This is a genomic window from Bacillus sp. FSL W8-0116, from assembly GCF_038003825.1.
Lineage (GTDB): Bacteria > Bacillota > Bacilli > Bacillales > DSM-4216 > Bacillus_O > Bacillus_O smithii.
This window is the reverse complement of record NZ_JBBOPY010000001.1, coordinates 1,525,661-1,545,894: the sequence shown is the minus strand read 5'-3', so window position 1 is coordinate 1,545,894 and position 20,234 is coordinate 1,525,661. Positions and strand designations below refer to the sequence as shown.

The window sequence follows — 20,234 nt, the reverse complement described above, 5'->3', positions numbered from 1 at the left end:
GAAAGATCACTGACTCTGGCGCCATGAGGCAGTTGTTTCTTATTTGCGAACGATCGATTAAAAAACTTCTGCGGCGGGAAGAGTATAAGATAGAACACGGAAAATGGGGAGTGATAAGATGAAGAAATTAGCGTGGACAACGTTGGCTCTGGGAGCTGCCTATTTGCTTCGAAATAAAGAATCCCGCCAAAAACTCATGCGCCAGTTTCAAGGGCTTAATCCTAATTCTGGAAACAGCCGTAATGCTCGATAAAAGAGAACTCTTCCCTTCATTGGGAAGGGTTCTTTTTTTGTCCAAAATAAAAGGCGGTTTTTGAAGATTGTTCATATAGTTCTTTCTTGTTTTTCGGGATGGTCACTAGGTAAAAAGAAGCAGTATTGAAGGTCGCAACACACATAGGATTTATTTTATGTAAGAAAAGCTAACGATGTGACTGATTTGAATACAGATTTTTCGGATTTTTTTTAATTTATAGTCTTGATTCAATGAGAATAACGTATTATGATAATAATACAGACATAATATGATAGAAAATATAACATAATAAAAAGGGGAGATGGGAAATGGATATCGCCACTTCTGCATTTATGTTTCTTGCTACGCTTCTTGTTTGGATTATGACACCTGGAATTGCATTATTTTACGGTGGAATGGTGAAAAGCAAGAATGTTTTAAGTACAACGATGCAAAGTTTCAGCTCTATCGCCATTGTTTCGATCATTTGGATTATAGCGGGTTATTCACTTGCTTTTTCCACTGGCGGAAATGCTCTTATCGGAAATTTAGATTGGGCGGGTCTGAAAGGAGTCTCTTTTAAGCCGAACCCGGATTATAGTTCTGATATTCCACATAATCTTTTTATGATGTTTCAGCTCACGTTTGCCATTTTGACAGTAGCGATTATTACAGGGGCTTTTGCGGAAAGGATGCGCTTCTCTTCTTATCTTATATTCATTACTTTATGGTCTTTGTTCGTTTATTCGCCTGTCGCTCATTGGGTGTGGGGCGTCGGCGGTTGGCTTCGCGAATTAGGTGTTCTTGATTTCGCCGGCGGGAATGTCGTTCATATTTCTTCAGGAGTCACAGGCCTTGTGCTGGCTATTGTATTAGGCAAACGTAAAGATGCGCAGAATACGACACCGCATAATTTGCCGCTTACCATTATGGGGGGAGCGCTCGTTTGGCTTGGCTGGTACGGTTTTAATGTCGGCAGTGCTTTGACCCTTAACGATGTAGCAATGATCGCTTTTATTAATACGAATACAGCGGCAGCTGCTGGTATTATTGGATGGGTAGTAGTGGAATGGCTGGTGAATAAAAAGCCGACGATGCTTGGAGCCGTTTCTGGCGCCATTGCTGGACTCGTTGCCATCACGCCCGCTTGCGGATTCGTAACACCGTTCGCTTCGATCATCATAGGACTTGTTGGAGGAGCCATTTGTTTCTGGGGAGTTTCTTACTTAAAAGCAAAGTTAGGCTATGACGATGCTCTTGATGCATTCGGCTTACACGGAATCGGCGGTACTTGGGGAGGAATTGCTACCGGTTTGTTTTCCACCGTTTCTGTCAACTCTGCGGGGGTCAACGGATTGTTTTACGGCGGTGCCAGCTTGCTTTGGAAGCAGCTTGTAGCCATTGGCGCGACATATGTATTTGTTGCACTTGTTTCTTTTATCATTATTAAGGCAATCGGATTGGTCTTGCCGATTCGAGTGAACGAGGAAGAAGAAACGGTTGGGCTGGATATTACCATTCACGGTGAAAAGGCGTATCACGACTAATTTTTATAGGGGTGTGGTGTTTGTTATGAGTGATGTATTGACGAAAATCGAAATCATTACCCGTCCTACCAAATTTGACGAATTGAGACAGGCTTTGGCCAAAATAGGCGTCAGCGGCATTACCGTAACCAATGCGCTTGGGTGCGGATTTCAAAAAGGGTTTACCGAGCTGTACCGCGGCAAGAAAAAAGAAGTTGACATGCACGAACGAATTAAAGTAGAAATTGTCGTATGCGAGGTGCCTGTCCAACAAGTCGTAGATACAGCCAGAAGTGTTTTGAATACCGGCAAACCAGGCGATGGAAAAATTTTCATCCACGAATTGGCCGACGCCATCAAAATACGAACAGGAGACACAGGCTGCGCCGCACTCAATTAAAGGGGCCTGACCCCCATACCCGTCAAGTTAGCGGTATAAAATTTTTTAGGATGATACGCATGTTCGAAAAATCAATCAAAGGATGAAGAGAAAACCAAATGCTGGGCATGCCAAATAACCCTCAAGAAGAGGGTTATTTGGCAATTATATCCATGACCCACACTACCATATCCCCAATTTCTTTAAAAGATCCGATACCGTTTCCTCTCCTTTCCTTCGGTCTTTCCTCGCGTGTTTCCTTAACAGAGACAGGAGAGATGGAAGGGCGGTTTCCATCGCTTGGGGATGCAAAAGAAACCGATGCCAATACGATTGGAGGATATTAAGCGCTTTCCATTCACTGATCTCGATTCCCTCCCGTTGATGCCAATACCTTCGGGCTTGGAACAGAAGAGTCTGCGTGACTAAAATGGCAATCAATGTCCCATATAAGTGGCATTCGAATCGTTCCTTCTTCATCTTTTTGACACGGTCAAGATCAAATAAGGATTTCCAGCCCTTAAATAACAGCTCCACTTGCCAGCGCAGCGAATACAGCTCATAAACTTGTTGCGCATCAAACGATTCTTGTGGTAAATTGGTCAGTAAGATGTGATATTTCTTTTGTTCAAGGGTTTGGCGTGACAGCGCCTTCCCTTTCTTTTTTTCCTTTTTCCGCACGTACGCCAGCCGTTTTTCCCATTCTTCCGCCGTGAGACGGCGAAAAATCAGACGCGGAACATACAGGCGTTGGTGTCCGATATACACGTGTTCCACTTCCACGGCTTCCCCCTCGCCCAATCGATTTCCTATCGATTCCCAATCCCATTCGTGCCACTCCCCGTCCTGCTTGATATAGACTTTGATATCGGAACGCAACCGGGTAATATAATAAGCACCTCGAGCATCAATCTCCGCCAGCGTGGCGAGTGAAAAAAACCCCAGATCCCGAATGCAAAGGTCATTCGGTAAAATCGTGTGCTGGGTATGATAAGCAAAACGGGCATCGGAATCATTGGCCTGTTGGACGCACAGCTGAAGACAGGTTCCCGATAACAGCTCATACTCAAATTGGATTTTGGCGCCAGATGAAACCGAACCTTGATAGTCCTCACCATAGTCGGTCGGAAGTAAAAAACTGGTAGAGTCTAAGATCCGCAGACGGGTGAAACAAGCGCGATACGTTTCGGTGATGGAAGAGAGTGCCGGACGTTGATGCATCAGGAGAGTAAAAAAGACCTCTTTTAAAAACGCCACGGCACGAGGCGTAAACCGCTGATTCAGTCCTTCATTCGAGAGAGAGCAATCATGCCAGAGCGCCAAATCGGCACACAACCGCTGAAGCGACTGACAGGCGAGCGATCCGTCTCCCCAAGCACATAGCGTCAGAAAGGCTTCCGCTGTTAATGAACGCTGCCGCTGAATGAATCCGACTTTCCGTGCCAGACGAGTCAGTTCTTCATAGGAGAAGAGTTGACGAATCGTTTTTATCCATGCCTTCATCTTTTTTTCCATCAAAAAATAATCCTTTCCAACGATGATTTTCGTTAGAAAGGATACCATGTTTTTGGCGCTGAAAAAAGATCAAATTCTTAACTTGATGGCTATGGGGCCTGACCCCCATGGTGCATTAAAGTATTAATGTATAGAAGTTTTGGTTGAGTTGGTTGGATGTTCATCTTGCTTTTGGTTTGAACGTTTTGTCATAAACAAACAGGGACCAGATGTGTGATTCCGGTCCCTGTTTGTTTATTTTTGTGAAAGTATTCTAGCTCCGGATGCAAAATACGGTTTCCAATATTTTGCTCCGAGAGGTTGGATTTTTACGCCTTTGCTTGTTGCGGCGATAAATTGACTATTACCTAAATAAATTCCAACGAAAGAAACTTTTTTGCCGTCCAGTTTGAAGAATACAAGATCGCCAGGCTGGAGGTGATTATAGTCTACCTTTTGGCCTTGTTTAAATTGATCAGCCACTGTGCGCGGTAATTTCACATTTGCTGATTTTAAGTAAACATATTGTACAAAACCGGATGCATCAAATCCTTTTTCGCTTGTACCACCGTATTTATAAGGTTTTCCAACCAGTGTTTTGGCGTAAGCGGCAACTTTATCCCCTTTTACAGGAGCTGCAGCTTCTGCTTTGCTTGACAGAGGCGCCAAAAGGAAAGATACGGCCAGAGTCAAAGCGGCTGCAAGAGAAAACGCCCATTTAGATTTTGAAAGAACTGGAACCATCGTTATATTCAACCTCCTTAGGAAATCATGTACTCTAACGATTTTTATTATATTTATCTTTTTACAAAATTGCAATATAAATGTAATAAAAGTAATAAAAAAACCAAAACATTCCTTTAAACATCCTTAATCGTGAATGGAAGAATCGAAAAGTGACAGATCAATAGAGATCAAATGAGAGATGCCATTCATACAGTTTTATTTCAAATATATGGAAAGAAAAATGGAGATGATTTCATTTTAATCTTAAGGAATTATTCCTAATTCTACCTTTCTATTCGTTGACGAATAGACATTAATCCAATTATGATAGTGTTAATATGAATAATGGATCATATATTATCCTAATAAAGGGGAAGAATCGATGAACAAAATTATTCACTTTGTGTTGAAGAACAAATTGGCAGTTTGGCTCATGACCATCATCGTGACGGTAGCAGGTCTGTATGCCGGACTAACGATGAAATTAGAAACCATTCCGAATATTAATACGCCTATTCTAACGGTAACGACCGCTTATCCAGGTGCAACCCCTGAAGAAGTGACTGAAAAAGTAACCAAGCCGATCGAGCAAGCACTTCAAAATTTAGACGGGGTGAACGTTGTCAGTTCTTCTTCCTTCGCAAATGCATCTTCTGTCCAAGTGGAGTATACATATGAGAAAAATATGGATGATGCTAAGAGAGAGGCGGAACAAGCCCTTTCTGATGTGCAGCTTCCTGATGGCGTCAAAAAACCTGACATCAAAAAGCTGAGCATCAATGAAATTCCTATTCTTTCGTTAAGCTTATCGAGTGACAAAGAATCGTTGTCGCAATTAACGAAAAAAGTACAAGAAGATATTGTGCCGAAGCTTGAAAGAATCGACGGAGTCGCGAATGTGCAAATAAGCGGACAACAAGTAGATCAAGTCCAAATCGACTTTAAACAGGAAAAACTGAAAAAGTACGGTTTGGATGAAGAATCCGTTCAAAACTTTATTAAAGGCTCCAATGTCTCTCTTCCTCTAGGATTATATACGTTTCATAACAGCGAAAAATCGGTCAAAGTAGACGGAAATATTTCCACCATTAAAGATTTAAAAAACATGGAAATTCCGATTGGACTATCGGCAGGAGCATCTATGGGAACCGGACAATCTTCCCAAGTTCAGCCGAGTTCATCTCAAAGCGGATTGCAAGGCGCCGGGCAACAGTCAACCGCCGTCCGAGGACCGCAGCAAGGAAATGTTTCGTCGGCCGGTATTCCGACCGTGAAATTATCGGATATAGCTGATATCAAGCTAGTCGGAAAAGCGGAATCTTTTTCCCGCACAAACGGGAAAGAGTCGATCGGACTGGAAATTGTGAAAGCGGCCAATGCCAATACGGTGGATGTGGCGAATGCCGTTAAAGATAAAATGAATGAAATCAAAGGGAAAAACAAAGATCTTCACGTTATTACGGCAATGGATCAGGCTAAGCCTATAGAAGAGTCTGTGCATACAATGCTCAATAAAGCTGTTTTCGGGGCCGTCTTTGCGGTGCTTATAATTCTTTTATTCTTGCGAAATATTAAATCGACGCTCATTGCCGTTATTTCCATCCCGTTGTCTCTAGTCATCTCTTTGTTTGTTTTGAAACAAATGAATATCACACTCAACATGATGACTCTCGGGGCGATGACGGTAGCCATTGGACGGGTAGTGGATGATTCGATCGTTGTCATTGAAAATATTTACCGGAGAATGTCCTTAAAAGAAGAAATATTGAAAGGAAAAGAGCTAATCCGGGAAGCAACGAAAGAGATGTTTATTCCTATCATGTCATCCACCATTGTTACGATTGCGGTATTTCTGCCTCTCGCTCTTGTTAAAGGAATGATTGGCGAGCTGTTTTTGCCTTTTGCATTGGCGATCGTGTTCTCGCTGCTGGCTTCTTTGCTGGTTGCCATTACCATCGTGCCAATGATGGCGAGCATATTGTTTAAAAAAGGAATTCATCGTCCAGAACAGCTAAAGTCAGGACAACCTAATAAATTATCGTCCTTCTATAAACGGGTATTAAATTGGGTGTTAAATCATAAGTTTATTTCATCGGCAGCAGCCATTTTACTGTTGATCGGAAGTTTATGCTTGATCCCGGCCATCGGTGTCAGCTTCCTTCCAAATATGGGGGACAAAATGGTGGTGGCCACATACACGCCGGCTCCGGGCGAGACGTTTGCAGACGTCAAAAAAGTGTCGCTTAAGGCAGAGGATTATTTACGCGGTCGAAAAGGAGCGGAAATCGTTCAGTTTTCAGTGGGCAGCGATAATCCGATGAATCCGGGACAAAGCAACAGTGCCATTTTCTTTGTTCAATACGACAAAGACACAAAAAATTTTGATAAAGAACCGGATCGAGTGATTAAACACCTGCAAACTTTAGGTGGAAAAGGGGAATGGAGCACCCAAGATTTCTCAGCGAGCGCAGGCAATAATGAAGTAACGGTGTATGTTTACGGAAATGATATGAAAGAGATTACCCCTGTAGTCGATCAAATAGAAAAGAAAATGAAAGAGCAAGGGGATTTTAAAGACGTGGAGGCAAGTACGGCTAAAACGTACGATGAATATGTGCTCGCAGTAAACCAACAGAAATTAAGTCAATTAGGGCTGACAGCCAGCCAAATTGCGATGGCTCTGAATCAACAGAGCGATCAGCCGGCTTTAACCACTGTTAAAGAAAAGGGTCAAGAGCTCAATGTTTATGTGGAAAACAACAAGAAAAACTATCAATCTGTTCAAGATTTAACGAATCAAACAGTACAATCACCGCTCGGAATGGACGTTCCAATCAAACAACTCGTCAATGTGAAAGAAGGAAAAACATCCGATACGGTCACGCGTCGAGATGGACGTTATTCTGTTCAGGTGAGCGGAAAAGTGAAAGAGGACGATATCTCTAAAGCTTCCGTGAATCTGCAAAAAGGACTTGATCAAATTCATCACCCGACAAGCGTTGATATCTCAATGGGCGGGGTGACAGAGGATGTAAAAGATTCGTTTACGAAGCTTGGATTGGCAATGGCTGCGGCGATTGCGATTGTGTATCTTGTTCTTGTGATCACTTTTGGTCAAGGTTGGGCGCCGTTTGTGATTTTATTCTCGCTGCCATTTGCGATCATTGGCGCTTTAGTGGCATTGTTCATTGCGGGACAAACCATCAGCGTTTCAACAATGATAGGTGCGCTGATGCTGATCGGAATTGTAGTAACGAACGCCATTGTTTTGATTGACCGAGTGATTCATAAAGAACGGGAAGGGCTCAGCACCAGGGAAGCGCTGCTGGAGGCGGGCGCGACTCGTATCCGTCCGATTTTAATGACAGCAATCGCTACGATTGGTGCATTAATTCCTCTCGCGATCGGTATGGAAGGAAGCGGATTGATCTCTAAAGATCTCGGCGTCACCGTCATTGGCGGATTGACAAGTTCGACGTTGCTGACATTGCTCATTGTTCCAATCGTCTATGAGTGGATGAGCAAATTGAGAAGAAAACGTTTTTTCAAACGTAAAAAGTCCGTCACTTCTGAGCAGATCGACCACGCATAAAATCGCTGATTCGAAAGGAGGTCTAGCGCCATTGGGCAGCTAGGCCTCTTTTTTTACTGGAAATTTTCTCTATACTGAATAGCCGCAATGGGATTTAAAAGGATGTTGAAGACTTTTTATGCCAAACTTGAGGATGATCCTATCAGTTTTCAAGAGAATTTGTGAGCGATCAGTGATGAATGAGAACTCTTTTTTCTCAAATGAAAAGATACTGAGATTTGATCGATCTTCCATCGCTGTGGATATCATGAACCGCAGAGCAGGAAGATCCTTTTTTGTGATGATGGATAAAGTGTCTCCGGAATGAATTTGATCGATTCTTCTGACGAAACGGATGCACGGCCATCTGCTGTTTAATTGCTTTATGAACGGTTGAATGTATCCTTGGAAAGTGCATCCATTTTTGAGTACAAGAGAGGAATTTTTTTCATAAAAGGTGAATAATAATAAAGAATGTGGATTGACTAAGAGGAGGATAGGCAATGACAAATACATCTTATTCTGATGTATGGGATTTGAACTCTATATTTCCGGGCGGAAGTGAATCGCCTGATTTTCGTCTATTTTTAGACGACTTAAAAGGGAAAGTGAACAAATTTTCTGATATGGTTTCTAACGGTCAGCCGTTGAAATCAGTGAATGAAAGCGAGAAAACTTCCTTTCTAAAATACATAGAATCTATCAAAAGTATATTGGTGGATTTGGAGGAAGCGGAATCTTTTATCAGCTGCTTGGAAGCTGAAAATACATCCGATCCGAAAGCCGGAGCTTTGCGAAACGAACTAACATCCCTTGCTGCCGAGTACCAAACAAGCTTTGTGTTGTTTCAGCAGATTCTCAGCCAAACAAAAGAGGATGTTTGGACACGGTTGGTTCAAGACGAATCTTTAAAAGAAATCGAATTTGTGCTGAATGAATGGCGCGAAGAAGCCCGTGAAAAGCTTTCAACAAAAGAAGAGGCTTTAATCGAGGCTCTTGCGGTTGACGGCTATCATGGCTGGGGACAGATGTACGATTCAATGGTCGGCGGCATGGAAGTGACAGTGGGGGGAAAGACGCTTTCGATCGGCCAGGCCAATAATCTGTTCTCTGAGCCGGACCGCAGCCTCAGAAAAGAAGCGTTTGAAAAGCTGGAAAAAGCATGGGAAGAAAAAGAAGGATTATTCGCTGATATTTTGAATCATTTGGCCGGATTTCGTTTAAATGTTTATCGAAAAAGAGGATGGGAGTCGTTCCTGAAAGAGCCTTTAGAGGGGAATCGCATGTCGAAAGCAACACTCGATGCGATGTGGAAGGCCATTGCGAAACATAAAGAACCATTTGTCCGCTACTTGCGTCGGAAAGCGGAACTTCTTGGAGAGGAAAAGATCGCTTGGTATGACCTTGAAGCGCCTATTGCTTCTACAGCAGAGAAACGATCTTATTCTGAAGGGGCCGCTTTTATCATTCGCCATTTTGCGAAATTCGGACCGAAGCTTTCGGCATTTGCCAAGCACGCATTGGAGTCTTCTTGGATTGAAGCGGAAGATCGGCCCGGAAAACGTCCGGGAGGATTTTGCACCACTTTCCCGAAAACGGAAGAATCGCGCATTTTTATGACGTATTCTGGCACTCTTGAAAGTGTAGCGACCCTTGCTCATGAATTGGGACATGCTTTTCACTCCGATGTCCTGCGGCCGCTCAATATTTTAAATCGCCAGTATGCCATGAATGTAGCAGAAACGGCTTCTACTCTTGCCGAAATGATTGTCTCTGATGCCGCCTTGCAAGAAGCGGAAACGAAACAAGAAAAAATCGCTTTGCTGGAAGATAAAGTTCAGCGCAGCGTTTCCTTGCTCATGAATATACATGCTCGCTTTCTGTTTGAAACTCGCTTTTATGAAGAACGCCAAAAAGGAGTCTTATCCGCGGAAAGATTAAATGCTTTGATGGAGGAGGCGCAGCAGGAAGCGTTCGGCGGCGCTCTCGGTGTGACCCATCCGCATTTTTGGGCTTCCAAGCTTCATTTTTATTTAACGGATGTACCTTTTTACAATTTTCCGTATACATTTGGCTATTTATTGGCCTTAAACATTTACGCGAGGGCTTTGGAAGAAGGGGCGGAGTATGAAGAAAAATATATCGCTCTGCTTCGTGATACAGCGGTTATGAAAGTCGAAGATTTAATCAAAAAGCATTTAGGAGAAGATCCGACAAAAGAAGAATTTTGGGAAAAGGGGATCCGCCTCTGCATTCAAGACGTCCAAGATTTTTTGCAGTTTATAGAATAAAAAAGAGGGCCCCGTCCGCTGAACTACACCTCCAATTGTTCGTTGTGTCCAACAATTGGGGTGCAGTTCACGCTTTAACGGCAACGGGGTCCTTTCTAAACAAGTCAGCAGCAGCGATTCACTTTGCCGCTTTCATATCGTTCTTTCAAGGCAAACAGATAATATTCTTTTTCAGACATTATCGGTTTGTCAGGATGCGCCTTTTGGTGATGCTCCAAGTACAATTCGTAGTTAGGAAGTCCAAAAATCGTTTTGATGTTGCATCTTGTTTTTTTGATCCATGTCCTTACTTTTTCCAAAATGTTAACCTCCGATCGAAGTGTTCGAATATTTGGATTGAACAAACGGAGCTTCTCTCAATTCAATCTTTTGCTTTTTGATGATAATGCTGTACCATACCCGGATGGAATCAAGAATCAATAGAATGACGATAGCGATAAAGATTGCTGTAATGACAGCATCTAGCCGGTCGTTAAATACAATCTGCTTCATGACATCCATATTGGGGGCAGGTGCCAGTACTTGACCTGCATCAATGGCTTTTTGATAAATTTTTGCGTGCGCCAAAAAGCCGATAGCCGGTACAGATGAGAACAGCTTCATGAAGGCAGCAGCCAATGTGGTGACGCATAAGAAAACGAAAGGCACGATTGTGACCCAGCTGTATTTGGCTTTGCCCATTTTAATAATTAACGTAGTTCCCACGGCCAGCGCGATCGCAGCAAGCATTTGGTTGGAAATTCCAAACAGCGCCCAAAGCGAGTTGATTCCTCCGAATGGGTCGATCGCTCCTTGATACGTAATATAAGCCCAACAGAGCGTAATCAGTGCGGATGCAATGATATTGTACAAATAATGATCAGTTCGCCCGAATGGTTTATAAAAGTTGCCGATAAAATCTTGCAGCATGAAACGACCGATTCTCGTTCCTGCGTCAATGGTCGTTAAAATGAAAACCGCTTCAAACAGAATGGCAAAGTGATACCAGAATGCTTTAGCCCCTGAAAGGAAATTCGTAAAAATTTCGGCCATTCCCACGGCCAGCGTCGGCGCTCCTCCGGTACGAGACATAATCGTCGCTTCTCCAATTTCTTTAGCCGCATTCGTAATTTCATCGGGGGTGATTTGGAATCCCCATGAAGAGATGACAGATGCGGCGTGAGCAGCGTCAGTTCCGATCACCGAAGCCGGAGCGTTCATGGCAAAATATAGTCCCGGATGGATAGCGCAGGCGGCGATCAAGGCCATAATGGCGACCCCTGATTCCATCAGCATGGCTCCGTATCCGATGGTGCGTGCATGGGATTCCTTTTCAATCATTTTAGGCGTCGTTCCCGAAGCAACGAGAGCGTGAAATCCGGAAACCGCCCCGCAGGCGATGGTAATAAATAAGAACGGGAACAAATTACCGGCAAAGACCGGACCTGAGCCGTCAATAAAACGGGACACCTTTGGCATTTGCAAATCAGGAAGAACGACAATGATACCGACAGCCAACAGTACGATGACTCCGATTTTCAGGAAAGAACTCAAATAGTCCCGTGGCGCCAACAGCAGCCATACAGGCAAAATGGAAGCGATAAAACCGTAAATCCCAATCATGATGGCAAGTTGAGGCGCTGTAAACGTAAACATTTTGGCTAAAACAGGAGACTCAGCCACAAACTGACCGCCCCAAAGCGCCAACATTAACAGAACGATTCCGAGCAGCGATCCTTCCAGCACTCGTCCCGGACGGAAGAAGCGCATGTAGAGACCCATCAAAATGGCGATTGGAATCGTGGAAGCAATAGTGAAGACTCCCCAAGGAGAATTGACAAGCGATTTCACGACAACTAATGCCAGAACGGCGATGAGAATGATCATAATGGCAATAACGCCGATAGAAGCAATTAGCCCCCCAAAAGGACCTACCTCTTCTTTGGCAATTTGTCCAAGCGATTTTCCGTCACGACGCATGGACCCCATCAAAATCACGGCATCTTGGACAGCACCACCGAGCACGACACCGATAATAATCCAAAGCATCCCCGGCAAATATCCCATTTGAGCTGCCAAAATCGGACCTACAAGAGGACCGGCCCCTGCAATAGCTGCAAAATGGTGGCCAAACAGCACCCACTTGTTGGTCGGAACAAAATCTTTTCCATCGTTGTGAATTTCAGCAGGAGTTGCCCGCTGATCATTCAGCGCAAAGATTTTATTGGCAATAAATTTACTGTAAAAACGATAAGCTACGGCGTAGCAGGATACTGCGGCTACTACTATCCAAGCGGCGGAAACGGTTTCATTATTGGCCAGCGCGAGAATGGCTAGCGCCGATGCGCCTAAAATGGAAACAGCCGTCCAAATGATAATAGAAATAATTCCGTTTTTCATAGAAGTACCTCCCTGTAGAAAGAAAATAATTTAAATATTCAATTTTAAATATATTCTAACTTTTTCACTTCTTTTCTTCCAGATAAATTTTTCATTTTTTCAAGTTTTTTTGATTCTGTTCTATAACAGTTCCATATTATGTAATATTAGGAAAATAGTTCTTTGGATAGATAGATCAAAAGGCGAGGAAATTCGTTTTCACCATGACCTGTCGAAATAATTGGAAAAATTTGATTTGTTTCCTTCATCAAATGCTGCCATTCACCATGGTCTTAAAAAACGAGAACAGCCATACAGGCTGTCCTCGTTTGGATAGCAATGCTCGGCACTTTTATGAAAGGACTCTCCGTCCATCGAGATCTCAAAATCCGGTCGTCTTTTCGCCTCGAAGAATTTCATAAATGTTTCTTTTCCAATCAAAAAATTCACTTTCCAAAAAAAGCGATGGCTGACGCGGTCTTGAAAATGGCACGGATATATCTGCCAGCATCCGTGCCGGCCGTTCGGAAAATATCAGAATTCGGTCCGATAAAAAAAGCGCTTCTTCAATATTATGAGTGATAAACAAAACCGTTCTTCGGTATTGCTCCCAAATCGACATCAACCACTTTTGCATTTCCAAGCGCGTAAATTCATCTAAAGCCGAAAAGGGTTCGTCTAAACACATAAGCGATTGCGGACTGATCAAAGCGCGCAAAAAAGAAGCTCTTTGCTGCATTCCACCGGATAGTTGATGGGGGTAGGATTTCTCGTGGCCTTCAAGACCGGCTGCCGCCAGCATGCTTCTAGCTTTTTCTACCTCTCTTTTTCCTGTCAGCTCTTGTCCAAGAAGCACATTATCCAGCAAGTTTCTCCATGGAAGGAGAGAAGGATGTTGAGGCATAAAGCTTACGTGTCCTTTTTGACCGGTGATGTTTTTTCCGTCCAACACAATCTCTCCGCTGTCTGGCACGATAATGCCTCCGATTAAATGAAAGAGAGTGCTTTTCCCGCTTCCCGAGGGCCCTAATATGGATACAAATTCCCCTTTTTGGAGGGAAAAGGAGAGATCCTGGATAACCGGCTTGTCTTCAAAGCTTTTATATACATGTTTCACTTCCAAGTGGGTCATCTTTTATCGTCTCCTTTCGGCTGCCATTTCATCAGCCTCTTTTCCAACAGGACGATGGCAAGAAAGAAGAGGAGGCTCAATGCCATAATAACAAATATCGCGACAAACACTTTTTCCGTTTGAAAAGAGGAGGAAGCAATCGTCATGAAGACGCCGATTCCTTCTTGAGCGCCGATCCATTCCGAAACTACTGCTCCCATTACGCTGTAGGCAGCGGAAATTTTTAATCCGGAAAAAATGGACGGAAGGCTTCCGGGAAGCTCCAGTTTTAAAAATAATTGCGATTTCGTAGCACCGGCCATTTCCATATAATACCTCAGTTCATGCGGCACTTGCCGGAAACCGTCCAGGGCAGCGACGGCCACTGGGAAAAAGCAAAAGAGAGTAATTATAATGATTTTCGGAAGAATTCCAAACCCGAACCAGATCACGAGCAAAGGCGCCAATACAATAATCGGGATATTTTGAGACAAAATCAGAAACGGATATACCGCTTCCTTAAGTTTTGGCAGCAAATGAAGACAAACGGCAGCTAAAAAGCCAAACCCGCAGCCGATCAAATAGCCGGTTAACGATAGTTTTACAGTAGCGATAAAATGCGGAAGAAAATCCGGAAAAACTTTCACTCCAGTTTTGACAATGGCGGAAGGGGCGGGCAGCAGCCAGTTGGGAATATTCACGAGCCGGGTTATCGTTTCCCAGACAGCTAAGAAAAGGAGGAAGATCGCAACAGAGCGACCTCCCTTTGAAAAAATGCGTTTCATCGATATTTCTCCGTCAATTCATCCATGGTTATCCCATCTGGCCGAAATAAAATTTTCACCTGTGAAATGACGCTTGGACATCCTGCTTCCACCATTTTTTCATTCATTTTTTGAATGATGGGAAGTAAATCTTCCAAGTTTCCTTCCATTGTCGTTTCCAGCGGATGGACTTCATATTTCACTCCTGAGTCGGCTATCACTTCTATCGCTTGATCCACATAAGGGATTACGTCTTCTCCATTTTGAGTATGAGGAATGATCTGAATACTGACTAATGAATTGCTCATTTTTCTCCTCCTTTTGCATCTGGCAAGAATTGATTCGTGAAGGCTTTTTGGACGTCAATTCGCTTGTCTAATACGTGATGGTCGTACATCCAATCAGTGTAGTTTTCCCAAACTTCTTTCTTTTGCTCTCCCCAGCGCGGGGCATTATCTTGATATCTTGGGGAAAGCCATTCTTGGCTCTTCATGACGAGCTTTTTATCCAAATCGGGAGCTCCTTTTAACAACAAATTGGCCGCTTCTTTTGGATGGTCGATGGCATACGTATAGCCTTCAGAAACAGCAGCCATAAATTTTTTGACGATATCGGGCTGGGTTTGAATCAGTTTTTCGTTCGTGATGATGACAGGGGTGTAGTAATCTAGTTTTTTGGAAAAATCCTTCAAATACAACATGTTGAGTTTTTCCCCTTTTAATTCGGCGTCGATTCCTTCCCATCCGTAAAAAATCCAGGCAAAGTCAACATCCCGTTTTACAGCGGTTAAAAAGTCGGTATTACCGATATTGAGAAATTTCACTTTGTTAACATCAGCTTTTTGCAGCTGCATGATCGATTGTATAACCGCTTTTTCAACAGGAGATCCCCAGCTGCCGTATGTTTTTCCTTCAAAGTCTTTCGGTGATTGGATATGCTTTGCTACAGGAGAAGCAAATCCGGATGTATTATGCTGGATCACAGCTGCGATGGATACGAGCGGAATCCCTTGTGCACGCGCTTGTGTTACCTCTTCTTGCGAGCTGATCCCAAATTGAGCTTTTCCGGAAGCTACCAGTTGATTCGGTCCGCTTTCTCCCGGCTGCAAAATCGTGACATCAAGACCGTGCTTTTGGAAAAATCCTTTTTCTTTCGCCACGTAAAGACCGGTGTGGTTGGTGTTGGGCGTCCAGTCAAGTACAACAGACACTTTTTTTACATCTTTCGTGTCTTTGGCTGTTTGATCTTTTCCCCCTTGTTGGCCACAGCCGGCAAGAAGAAAAACAGCCGACAGAGCAAGAAGCCATTTTTTCATTTTTGTTCCTCCTAATCTATTTTTTAAGATGTTGAACCGCAATCAGGCAAAAGTCAATCTTATCATGGAGGCAAATGGGAACAAAAGAAAAGCGTCCGGGTTGATCCCGAACGCCATATTTTCAAACAAGAAAAAACCGCCTGTTTGAGAATATGTTCCCTACGCTGGCATCAACCAGATCAGGTTCGAAGGGTCAGCATCTAGCGGATGCTTTCTCAGCCGGCACTACCGGCTCCCCTACAAATTCTCATCTTGGACCTATCAGCGCAAGATTCAACTTTCCGCTGATTGTGGTTACGTTATTCCATTTTCTATTTTTTAGTATGACTGAAAAATCTTTTCCTGACAAGGGGTTTAAACAGAAGAGTGCATATGCCGCGTTTTGAGTTTTCAGAGTTTTAGAGAGATAGAGTTACTTGCACGGTGTCTTGTCCGGTCATTTTTTTCTATATAAGGAGTGAAAGGAGGGGAGAACATGGCAGAAGCTAATTTGAAAGCATCGAGTTTGCGATTGGTGTTCGATTATGGTTTGGATGAAAAAGGAAAGCCGGTTTATAAAGCGAAGACTTTTTCCAACATCCGGTTGGAAGCGACACCGGATCAGTTGAGCCAAGCTGCCAATGCTTTAGGTTCGTTGTCGGATAAGCCGCTTGTGAGAGTCGAACGCAGTGATCAGTCGGACATTTTGTAATGAATGAAGGAGGGGAGAAATATGGCTAAAACGCTTGAACTGCAGTTTAAAACGGAACTTGGGAAAACAGCGTCCATTACGGTGGACAGTCCGAAAGAAACGCTCAGTCCTGCAGAGATGAAAATGGCCATGACCAGCATCATCGCGGCTAACATTTTCCAAACGCCAAACGGTTCATTGGTTGGAATCCAAGGTGCGCGGTTGGTAGAACGTAATACTACTGACTATTCACTTGAGTAATTTCCGGTCCATCCATGATGAATGATCCCGTATGATAGGTTCATGCGGGATCATTCTTTCCGAACATTGACGAAGAATAGGAGGGGGAAAATGGAACAATTACTTTCATTCATCCAAGATGTAGGGTTTCCGATCGTGGTGACATTTTATCTGTTGTATCGTGTGGAGACGAAGCTGGATGACGTTATCCATTCGATTCAAACCCTCCCCGAACGGATGCGGATGAAAGCCTAGCCTTAAACCGATTCCATTCCAATGGCAGAGCCCTGCGCCTTTGAATCTATTGGTAGAGGCCGGGGCTTTTGTCTTTCAACGACATCAAAAGAGACAACAGAACCCTCCTGTTTTGATAGGAAAAGATGTGCCGGCTTCTCTTTCGGTCTACCATAAATAACGAAGATAAATATAGACGCTTGAGATAAGAATCGAAATAAGCATAAGCGGAAATCCGATTTTTAAAAACGAAGTGAAGGTGATTTTGACGCCTAGTTGGGCGGCAAGACCGGCTACGATTAAGTTGGCGCTGGCGCCGATCAACGTACCATTTCCGCCAAGACAGGCACCAAGAGATAAACTCCACCACAGCGGTTCGAGATTCTTAATTCCCAAATCGCCCATCGTTTGGACAAGCGGGATCATGGTGGAAACGAAAGGAATATTATCGACAAACGCCGAAACAATCGCGCTTAGCCATAAAATCAAAAACGATGCGATCGTCACATTCCCGCCGGTTATTTCTATCGCCTTTTTGCCGAGTGCGGAAATAAGTCCTGTTTCGACCAGCCCGCCCACAATGACAAACAGTCCTATAAAGAAGAAAAGGGTTGTCCACTCCACCTTTTTCAAAGCTGATTCCAAATATTCTCCTCCCGTCCATAACAACAGTATGAAAGCTCCTAACAGAGCGATCACGGCTGTTTCAACATGCAGAAGCGGATGGAAAAAAAAGCCGACAATCGTGATAAGCAGGACGGACAAACATTTTTTCAAAAGTACGGCATTGGTTATTTCTTTTTTTTCATCCAAAGCGAGCAGCTTTTCTTTGAGAACTGCCGAGGTGGTGAGCTGTTTTCGAAACAAAAAGGCGAGAATGGCGATCGTAACGAGCAACACAAGGAAACAGACGGGGGCCAAGTTATTCATAAAGGACAGAAAGGTTAATTCCTTAACGGCGCTTCCGATCATCATGTTCGGCGGATCGCCGATTAATGTGGCGGTTCCGCCGATGTTGGAAGCGAACACTTCTCCTAATAAATAAGGAACCGGGTTGATTTTCAAGCGGTTCGTAATATTGAAAGTCATCGGCACGATTAAAAGCACCGTTGTCACATTGTCCAAGAATGCGGAACCGAAAGCTGTAATCAAGGAAAGGATAATAAGCAATTTGATTGGATCTGCCTTCACTTTTTTGGCCGACCAAATGGCAATGTAATGGAACAAGCCTGTCTCTGAGGCAATCGATACTATGACCATCATGCCAATCAACAATCCGATCGTATTAAAATCAATATGATCAATGGCCTGCTCCTGTGTCAATACGCCAAATACAATCATCAACAATCCACCGATTATAGCAACAATGGTTCGATGAAATTTTTCTAGAATAATAATAATATAGGTAATGATAAAGATGCTCAATGCAATGATAGCTGCTTGGCTCAACGTATATCCCACCTATTCAACCACTCTTCAAAATTCTTTCCATAATAAAAATACTACTCCTATGCATTTGAAAATACAATTCATTTTGTACAGAAATTTTCTGTTTTTTAAAAAAATAGGACTTCATCGTGTCTATGTATACATAAAGAGGTCCTGACCCAAAGGCAGAACCTTTCTCTATATGACTTATGAAAAATCTTCCGTTTGATGATCCGGTTCGTCCGTTTTTTTCGTGATTAAAATTTTATCTACACGGACATCGTCCATATCGATGACTTCCAGTGTCAAATGTTCAATATCGATTTTATCTTTGACGGCGGGAATTTTTCCTAAATAAAGAATCATAAAACCGCCGATCGTATGATAGGAGATTTTGGATTCAATATCAGGAAGCTCTTCGATATCAAAATACCGTTTAAAATCTTCTATGCTGACAAGCCCGTCAGCAAGCCAAGTATGGTCATCCCGTTCTATAATTTTCGGTTCATCGGGGTCGTCTTCCCCGGGAATATCCCCAATCAGTTCCTCCATAATGTCATGGAGAGTGATCAGCCCTTCAATTCCTCCGTATTCATCTATGACGATCGCCTCGTTGCGGCCTTCTTTTTTCATCGCTTCCAAGGCATGATACACTTTCATTGGTTCTGGGAGGAAAAGAGCGGGCCTTAATATGCTATGTAAATCAATCGGTTCTTGGATCAAGCTTTGAGTGAGCAAATCTTTCGTGTGGATCATTCCGGCAAAGTTATCTAAATCTCCGTTTCCAGCCGGATAAATGGAATGGCCTCCTTCGATGATTTTTCTCAAATTGATTTCTAACGGATCTTCCAAGTCGATCCAAGTCAACTGAGTGCGGGGCGTGAAAATATCATTTAAACGCAAATCGCCTAAATTAAATACTTGCTCCACAATTTCATGTTCTACTTCTTCTACGATTCCGCTTGATACACCTTGTTCAATCATGTGCCGAATTTCCTCTTCCGTAACCGAACGGGTCGGCATCAATTGAATGTGAAACATCTTTAGAACAAAACGAGACAGAAAAGTAAAACAGCGCACAATCGGTTTGGTTATTAGTGCTAGCCAATACATTCCGTTGGCAAGAGCAATGGCCGTTTTTTCAGGATGATTTAATGCGACTCTTTTCGGAACCATTTCTCCGAAAATAATGGTCAGCAATGCAATCAAAACGATCACGAGAACATAACTGATGAGATCGATATATGGCATAGACGGGAAAACGGCGAAAAGCCAGCGAGAAAGCTCTTCAGCAATGGATACGCTGCTAATGGCGCCAATCATCATCCCAATCAAGGTCAGACAAATTTGAATCGAAGATAACAGCTGATTTGGTTCTTTTGCTATCCGAAAGGCCCTCTTCGCTTTTTTTGCACCTGATTTCGCTTTTTCTTCCAATTCCGATTTGCGTAAAGCGACAATGGCCGTTTCCATCATGGACAAAATTCCGTTCATGAAAATGAGCAACACAATGATGATCATGGAAGTCCATATCCTATCCAACGTGTATTCACCTTTCTTTTAGTAAGAAATACAAGGTCTACTTTGAACATACACAAACTTTTCCAAAAAGTACAATAGAAAGATTATTCAGTGTGGACCATCCAACTTGCTGTAGAACGATTATTGTCATAAATATTGGCTCTGACAGCAGGGGATCATGTTTGGAGAAAGCAATGGTGAAACATCTATAACCAACGATTTTATGCTGCTTGGCTCCAACATCTTCTCGTTGATTTCCGTAAAAGTAAGCGATTGATGATAGTAAAAGTCCATAAGTGTTTATTTCATTAGTATGGAATTTTCGACTGCAAACAAAACATTCCACACCCATTTTCCCGAAAAAAAACGGA

18 protein-coding genes and 1 riboswitch are annotated in these 20,234 nt (G+C 43.2%); of the genes, 8 read left to right on the top strand and 10 right to left on the bottom strand.

Annotated elements, in window-relative coordinates; all coding sequences use genetic code 11:
* Positions 1-118: 118 nt before the first annotated feature.
* The 3 genes from N1I86_RS07310 to N1I86_RS07300 all read left to right on the top strand — a co-directional run bounded on the left by N1I86_RS07310 (position 119) and on the right by N1I86_RS07300 (position 2,161).
* Positions 119-253, top strand: a complete 135-nt coding sequence (locus tag N1I86_RS07310) for a hypothetical protein (RefSeq protein ID WP_004439483.1) — start codon at positions 119-121, stop codon at positions 251-253.
* A 311-nt stretch (positions 254-564) separates the two neighbouring features.
* Entirely contained in the window at positions 565-1,782 is a 1,218-nt protein-coding gene (locus tag N1I86_RS07305; protein WP_004439481.1) for an ammonium transporter, read from the top strand.
* A gap of 25 nt (positions 1,783-1,807) precedes the next feature.
* Entirely contained in the window at positions 1,808-2,161 is a 354-nt protein-coding gene (locus tag N1I86_RS07300; protein WP_040341414.1) for a P-II family nitrogen regulator, read from the top strand.
* Between the two features lie 162 nt (positions 2,162-2,323).
* On the opposite strand, the gene N1I86_RS07295 is transcribed toward N1I86_RS07300, so the two are convergent.
* Both N1I86_RS07295 and N1I86_RS07290 read right to left on the bottom strand, forming a co-directional pair.
* The gene (locus tag N1I86_RS07295) at positions 2,324-3,655 is read right to left on the bottom strand and encodes an IS4 family transposase (RefSeq protein WP_341094487.1); all 1,332 of its coding nucleotides are present in this window, start codon (positions 3,653-3,655) and stop codon (positions 2,324-2,326) included.
* Between the two features lie 234 nt (positions 3,656-3,889).
* On the bottom strand, positions 3,890-4,378 hold the full coding sequence (locus N1I86_RS07290; RefSeq protein WP_004439475.1) for a C40 family peptidase: 489 nt from the start codon (positions 4,376-4,378) through the stop codon (positions 3,890-3,892).
* Positions 4,379-4,742: 364 nt separating this feature from the next.
* On the opposite strand from N1I86_RS07290, the gene N1I86_RS07285 reads away from it, so the two are divergent.
* Both N1I86_RS07285 and N1I86_RS07280 read left to right on the top strand, forming a co-directional pair.
* Entirely contained in the window at positions 4,743-7,952 is a 3,210-nt protein-coding gene (locus N1I86_RS07285) for an efflux RND transporter permease subunit (protein WP_341095709.1), read from the top strand.
* A 482-nt stretch (positions 7,953-8,434) separates the two neighbouring features.
* Positions 8,435-10,222 (top strand): M3 family oligoendopeptidase, encoded by a 1,788-nt coding sequence (locus N1I86_RS07280; RefSeq protein ID WP_341095707.1) that lies wholly within the window; start codon positions 8,435-8,437, stop codon positions 10,220-10,222.
* A gap of 104 nt (positions 10,223-10,326) precedes the next feature.
* On the opposite strand, the gene N1I86_RS07275 is transcribed toward N1I86_RS07280, so the two are convergent.
* From N1I86_RS07275 to N1I86_RS07250, 6 genes are all read right to left on the bottom strand, one after another.
* Positions 10,327-10,521 (bottom strand): YbdD/YjiX family protein, encoded by a 195-nt coding sequence (locus N1I86_RS07275; RefSeq protein ID WP_004439467.1) that lies wholly within the window; start codon positions 10,519-10,521, stop codon positions 10,327-10,329.
* 4 nt (positions 10,522-10,525) lie between these two features.
* Positions 10,526-12,601, bottom strand: a complete 2,076-nt coding sequence (locus tag N1I86_RS07270) for a carbon starvation CstA family protein (protein WP_341095705.1) — start codon at positions 12,599-12,601, stop codon at positions 10,526-10,528.
* A 361-nt stretch (positions 12,602-12,962) separates the two neighbouring features.
* A complete protein-coding gene (locus N1I86_RS07265) occupies positions 12,963-13,712 on the bottom strand; it encodes an ABC transporter ATP-binding protein (protein WP_341095703.1) in 750 nt (249 codons plus the stop codon).
* Positions 13,709-14,476 carry an ABC transporter permease gene (locus tag N1I86_RS07260; protein ID WP_341095701.1) on the bottom strand — a complete coding sequence of 256 codons (768 nt, stop codon included), beginning with the start codon at positions 14,474-14,476 and terminating at the stop codon, positions 13,709-13,711. Before N1I86_RS07260 ends, N1I86_RS07265 begins: the two co-directional genes overlap by 4 nt.
* On the bottom strand, positions 14,473-14,763 hold the full coding sequence (locus tag N1I86_RS07255) for an MTH1187 family thiamine-binding protein (protein ID WP_004439438.1): 291 nt from the start codon (positions 14,761-14,763) through the stop codon (positions 14,473-14,475). Before N1I86_RS07255 ends, N1I86_RS07260 begins: the two co-directional genes overlap by 4 nt.
* Entirely contained in the window at positions 14,760-15,770 is a 1,011-nt protein-coding gene (locus N1I86_RS07250) for an ABC transporter substrate-binding protein (RefSeq protein WP_341095699.1), read from the bottom strand. The genes N1I86_RS07255 and N1I86_RS07250 overlap by 4 nt, the downstream gene beginning before the upstream one ends.
* Positions 15,771-15,909: 139 nt before the next feature.
* Positions 15,910-16,019, bottom strand: a riboswitch (TPP riboswitch).
* Positions 16,020-16,245: 226 nt separating this feature from the next.
* On the opposite strand from N1I86_RS07250, the gene N1I86_RS07245 reads away from it, so the two are divergent.
* From N1I86_RS07245 to N1I86_RS07235, 3 genes are all read left to right on the top strand, one after another.
* Positions 16,246-16,461: a DUF1659 domain-containing protein gene (locus tag N1I86_RS07245; protein WP_004439433.1), complete on the top strand. Its 216-nt coding sequence runs from the start codon at positions 16,246-16,248 to the stop codon at positions 16,459-16,461.
* A gap of 21 nt (positions 16,462-16,482) precedes the next feature.
* Positions 16,483-16,701 carry a DUF2922 domain-containing protein gene (locus tag N1I86_RS07240; RefSeq protein ID WP_004439431.1) on the top strand — a complete coding sequence of 73 codons (219 nt, stop codon included), beginning with the start codon at positions 16,483-16,485 and terminating at the stop codon, positions 16,699-16,701.
* A gap of 90 nt (positions 16,702-16,791) precedes the next feature.
* Positions 16,792-16,935 carry a YvrJ family protein gene (locus N1I86_RS07235; RefSeq protein ID WP_004439428.1) on the top strand — a complete coding sequence of 48 codons (144 nt, stop codon included), beginning with the start codon at positions 16,792-16,794 and terminating at the stop codon, positions 16,933-16,935.
* A gap of 147 nt (positions 16,936-17,082) precedes the next feature.
* Here N1I86_RS07235 and N1I86_RS07230 read toward each other — a convergent pair whose 3' ends face one another.
* Together N1I86_RS07230 and N1I86_RS07225 are read right to left on the bottom strand one after the other, a co-directional pair.
* The gene (locus tag N1I86_RS07230) at positions 17,083-18,363 is read right to left on the bottom strand and encodes an ArsB/NhaD family transporter (protein ID WP_341095698.1); all 1,281 of its coding nucleotides are present in this window, start codon (positions 18,361-18,363) and stop codon (positions 17,083-17,085) included.
* Between the two features lie 186 nt (positions 18,364-18,549).
* On the bottom strand, positions 18,550-19,884 hold the full coding sequence (locus N1I86_RS07225) for a hemolysin family protein (RefSeq protein ID WP_040341409.1): 1,335 nt from the start codon (positions 19,882-19,884) through the stop codon (positions 18,550-18,552).
* Between the last annotated feature and the right edge of the window lie 350 nt (positions 19,885-20,234).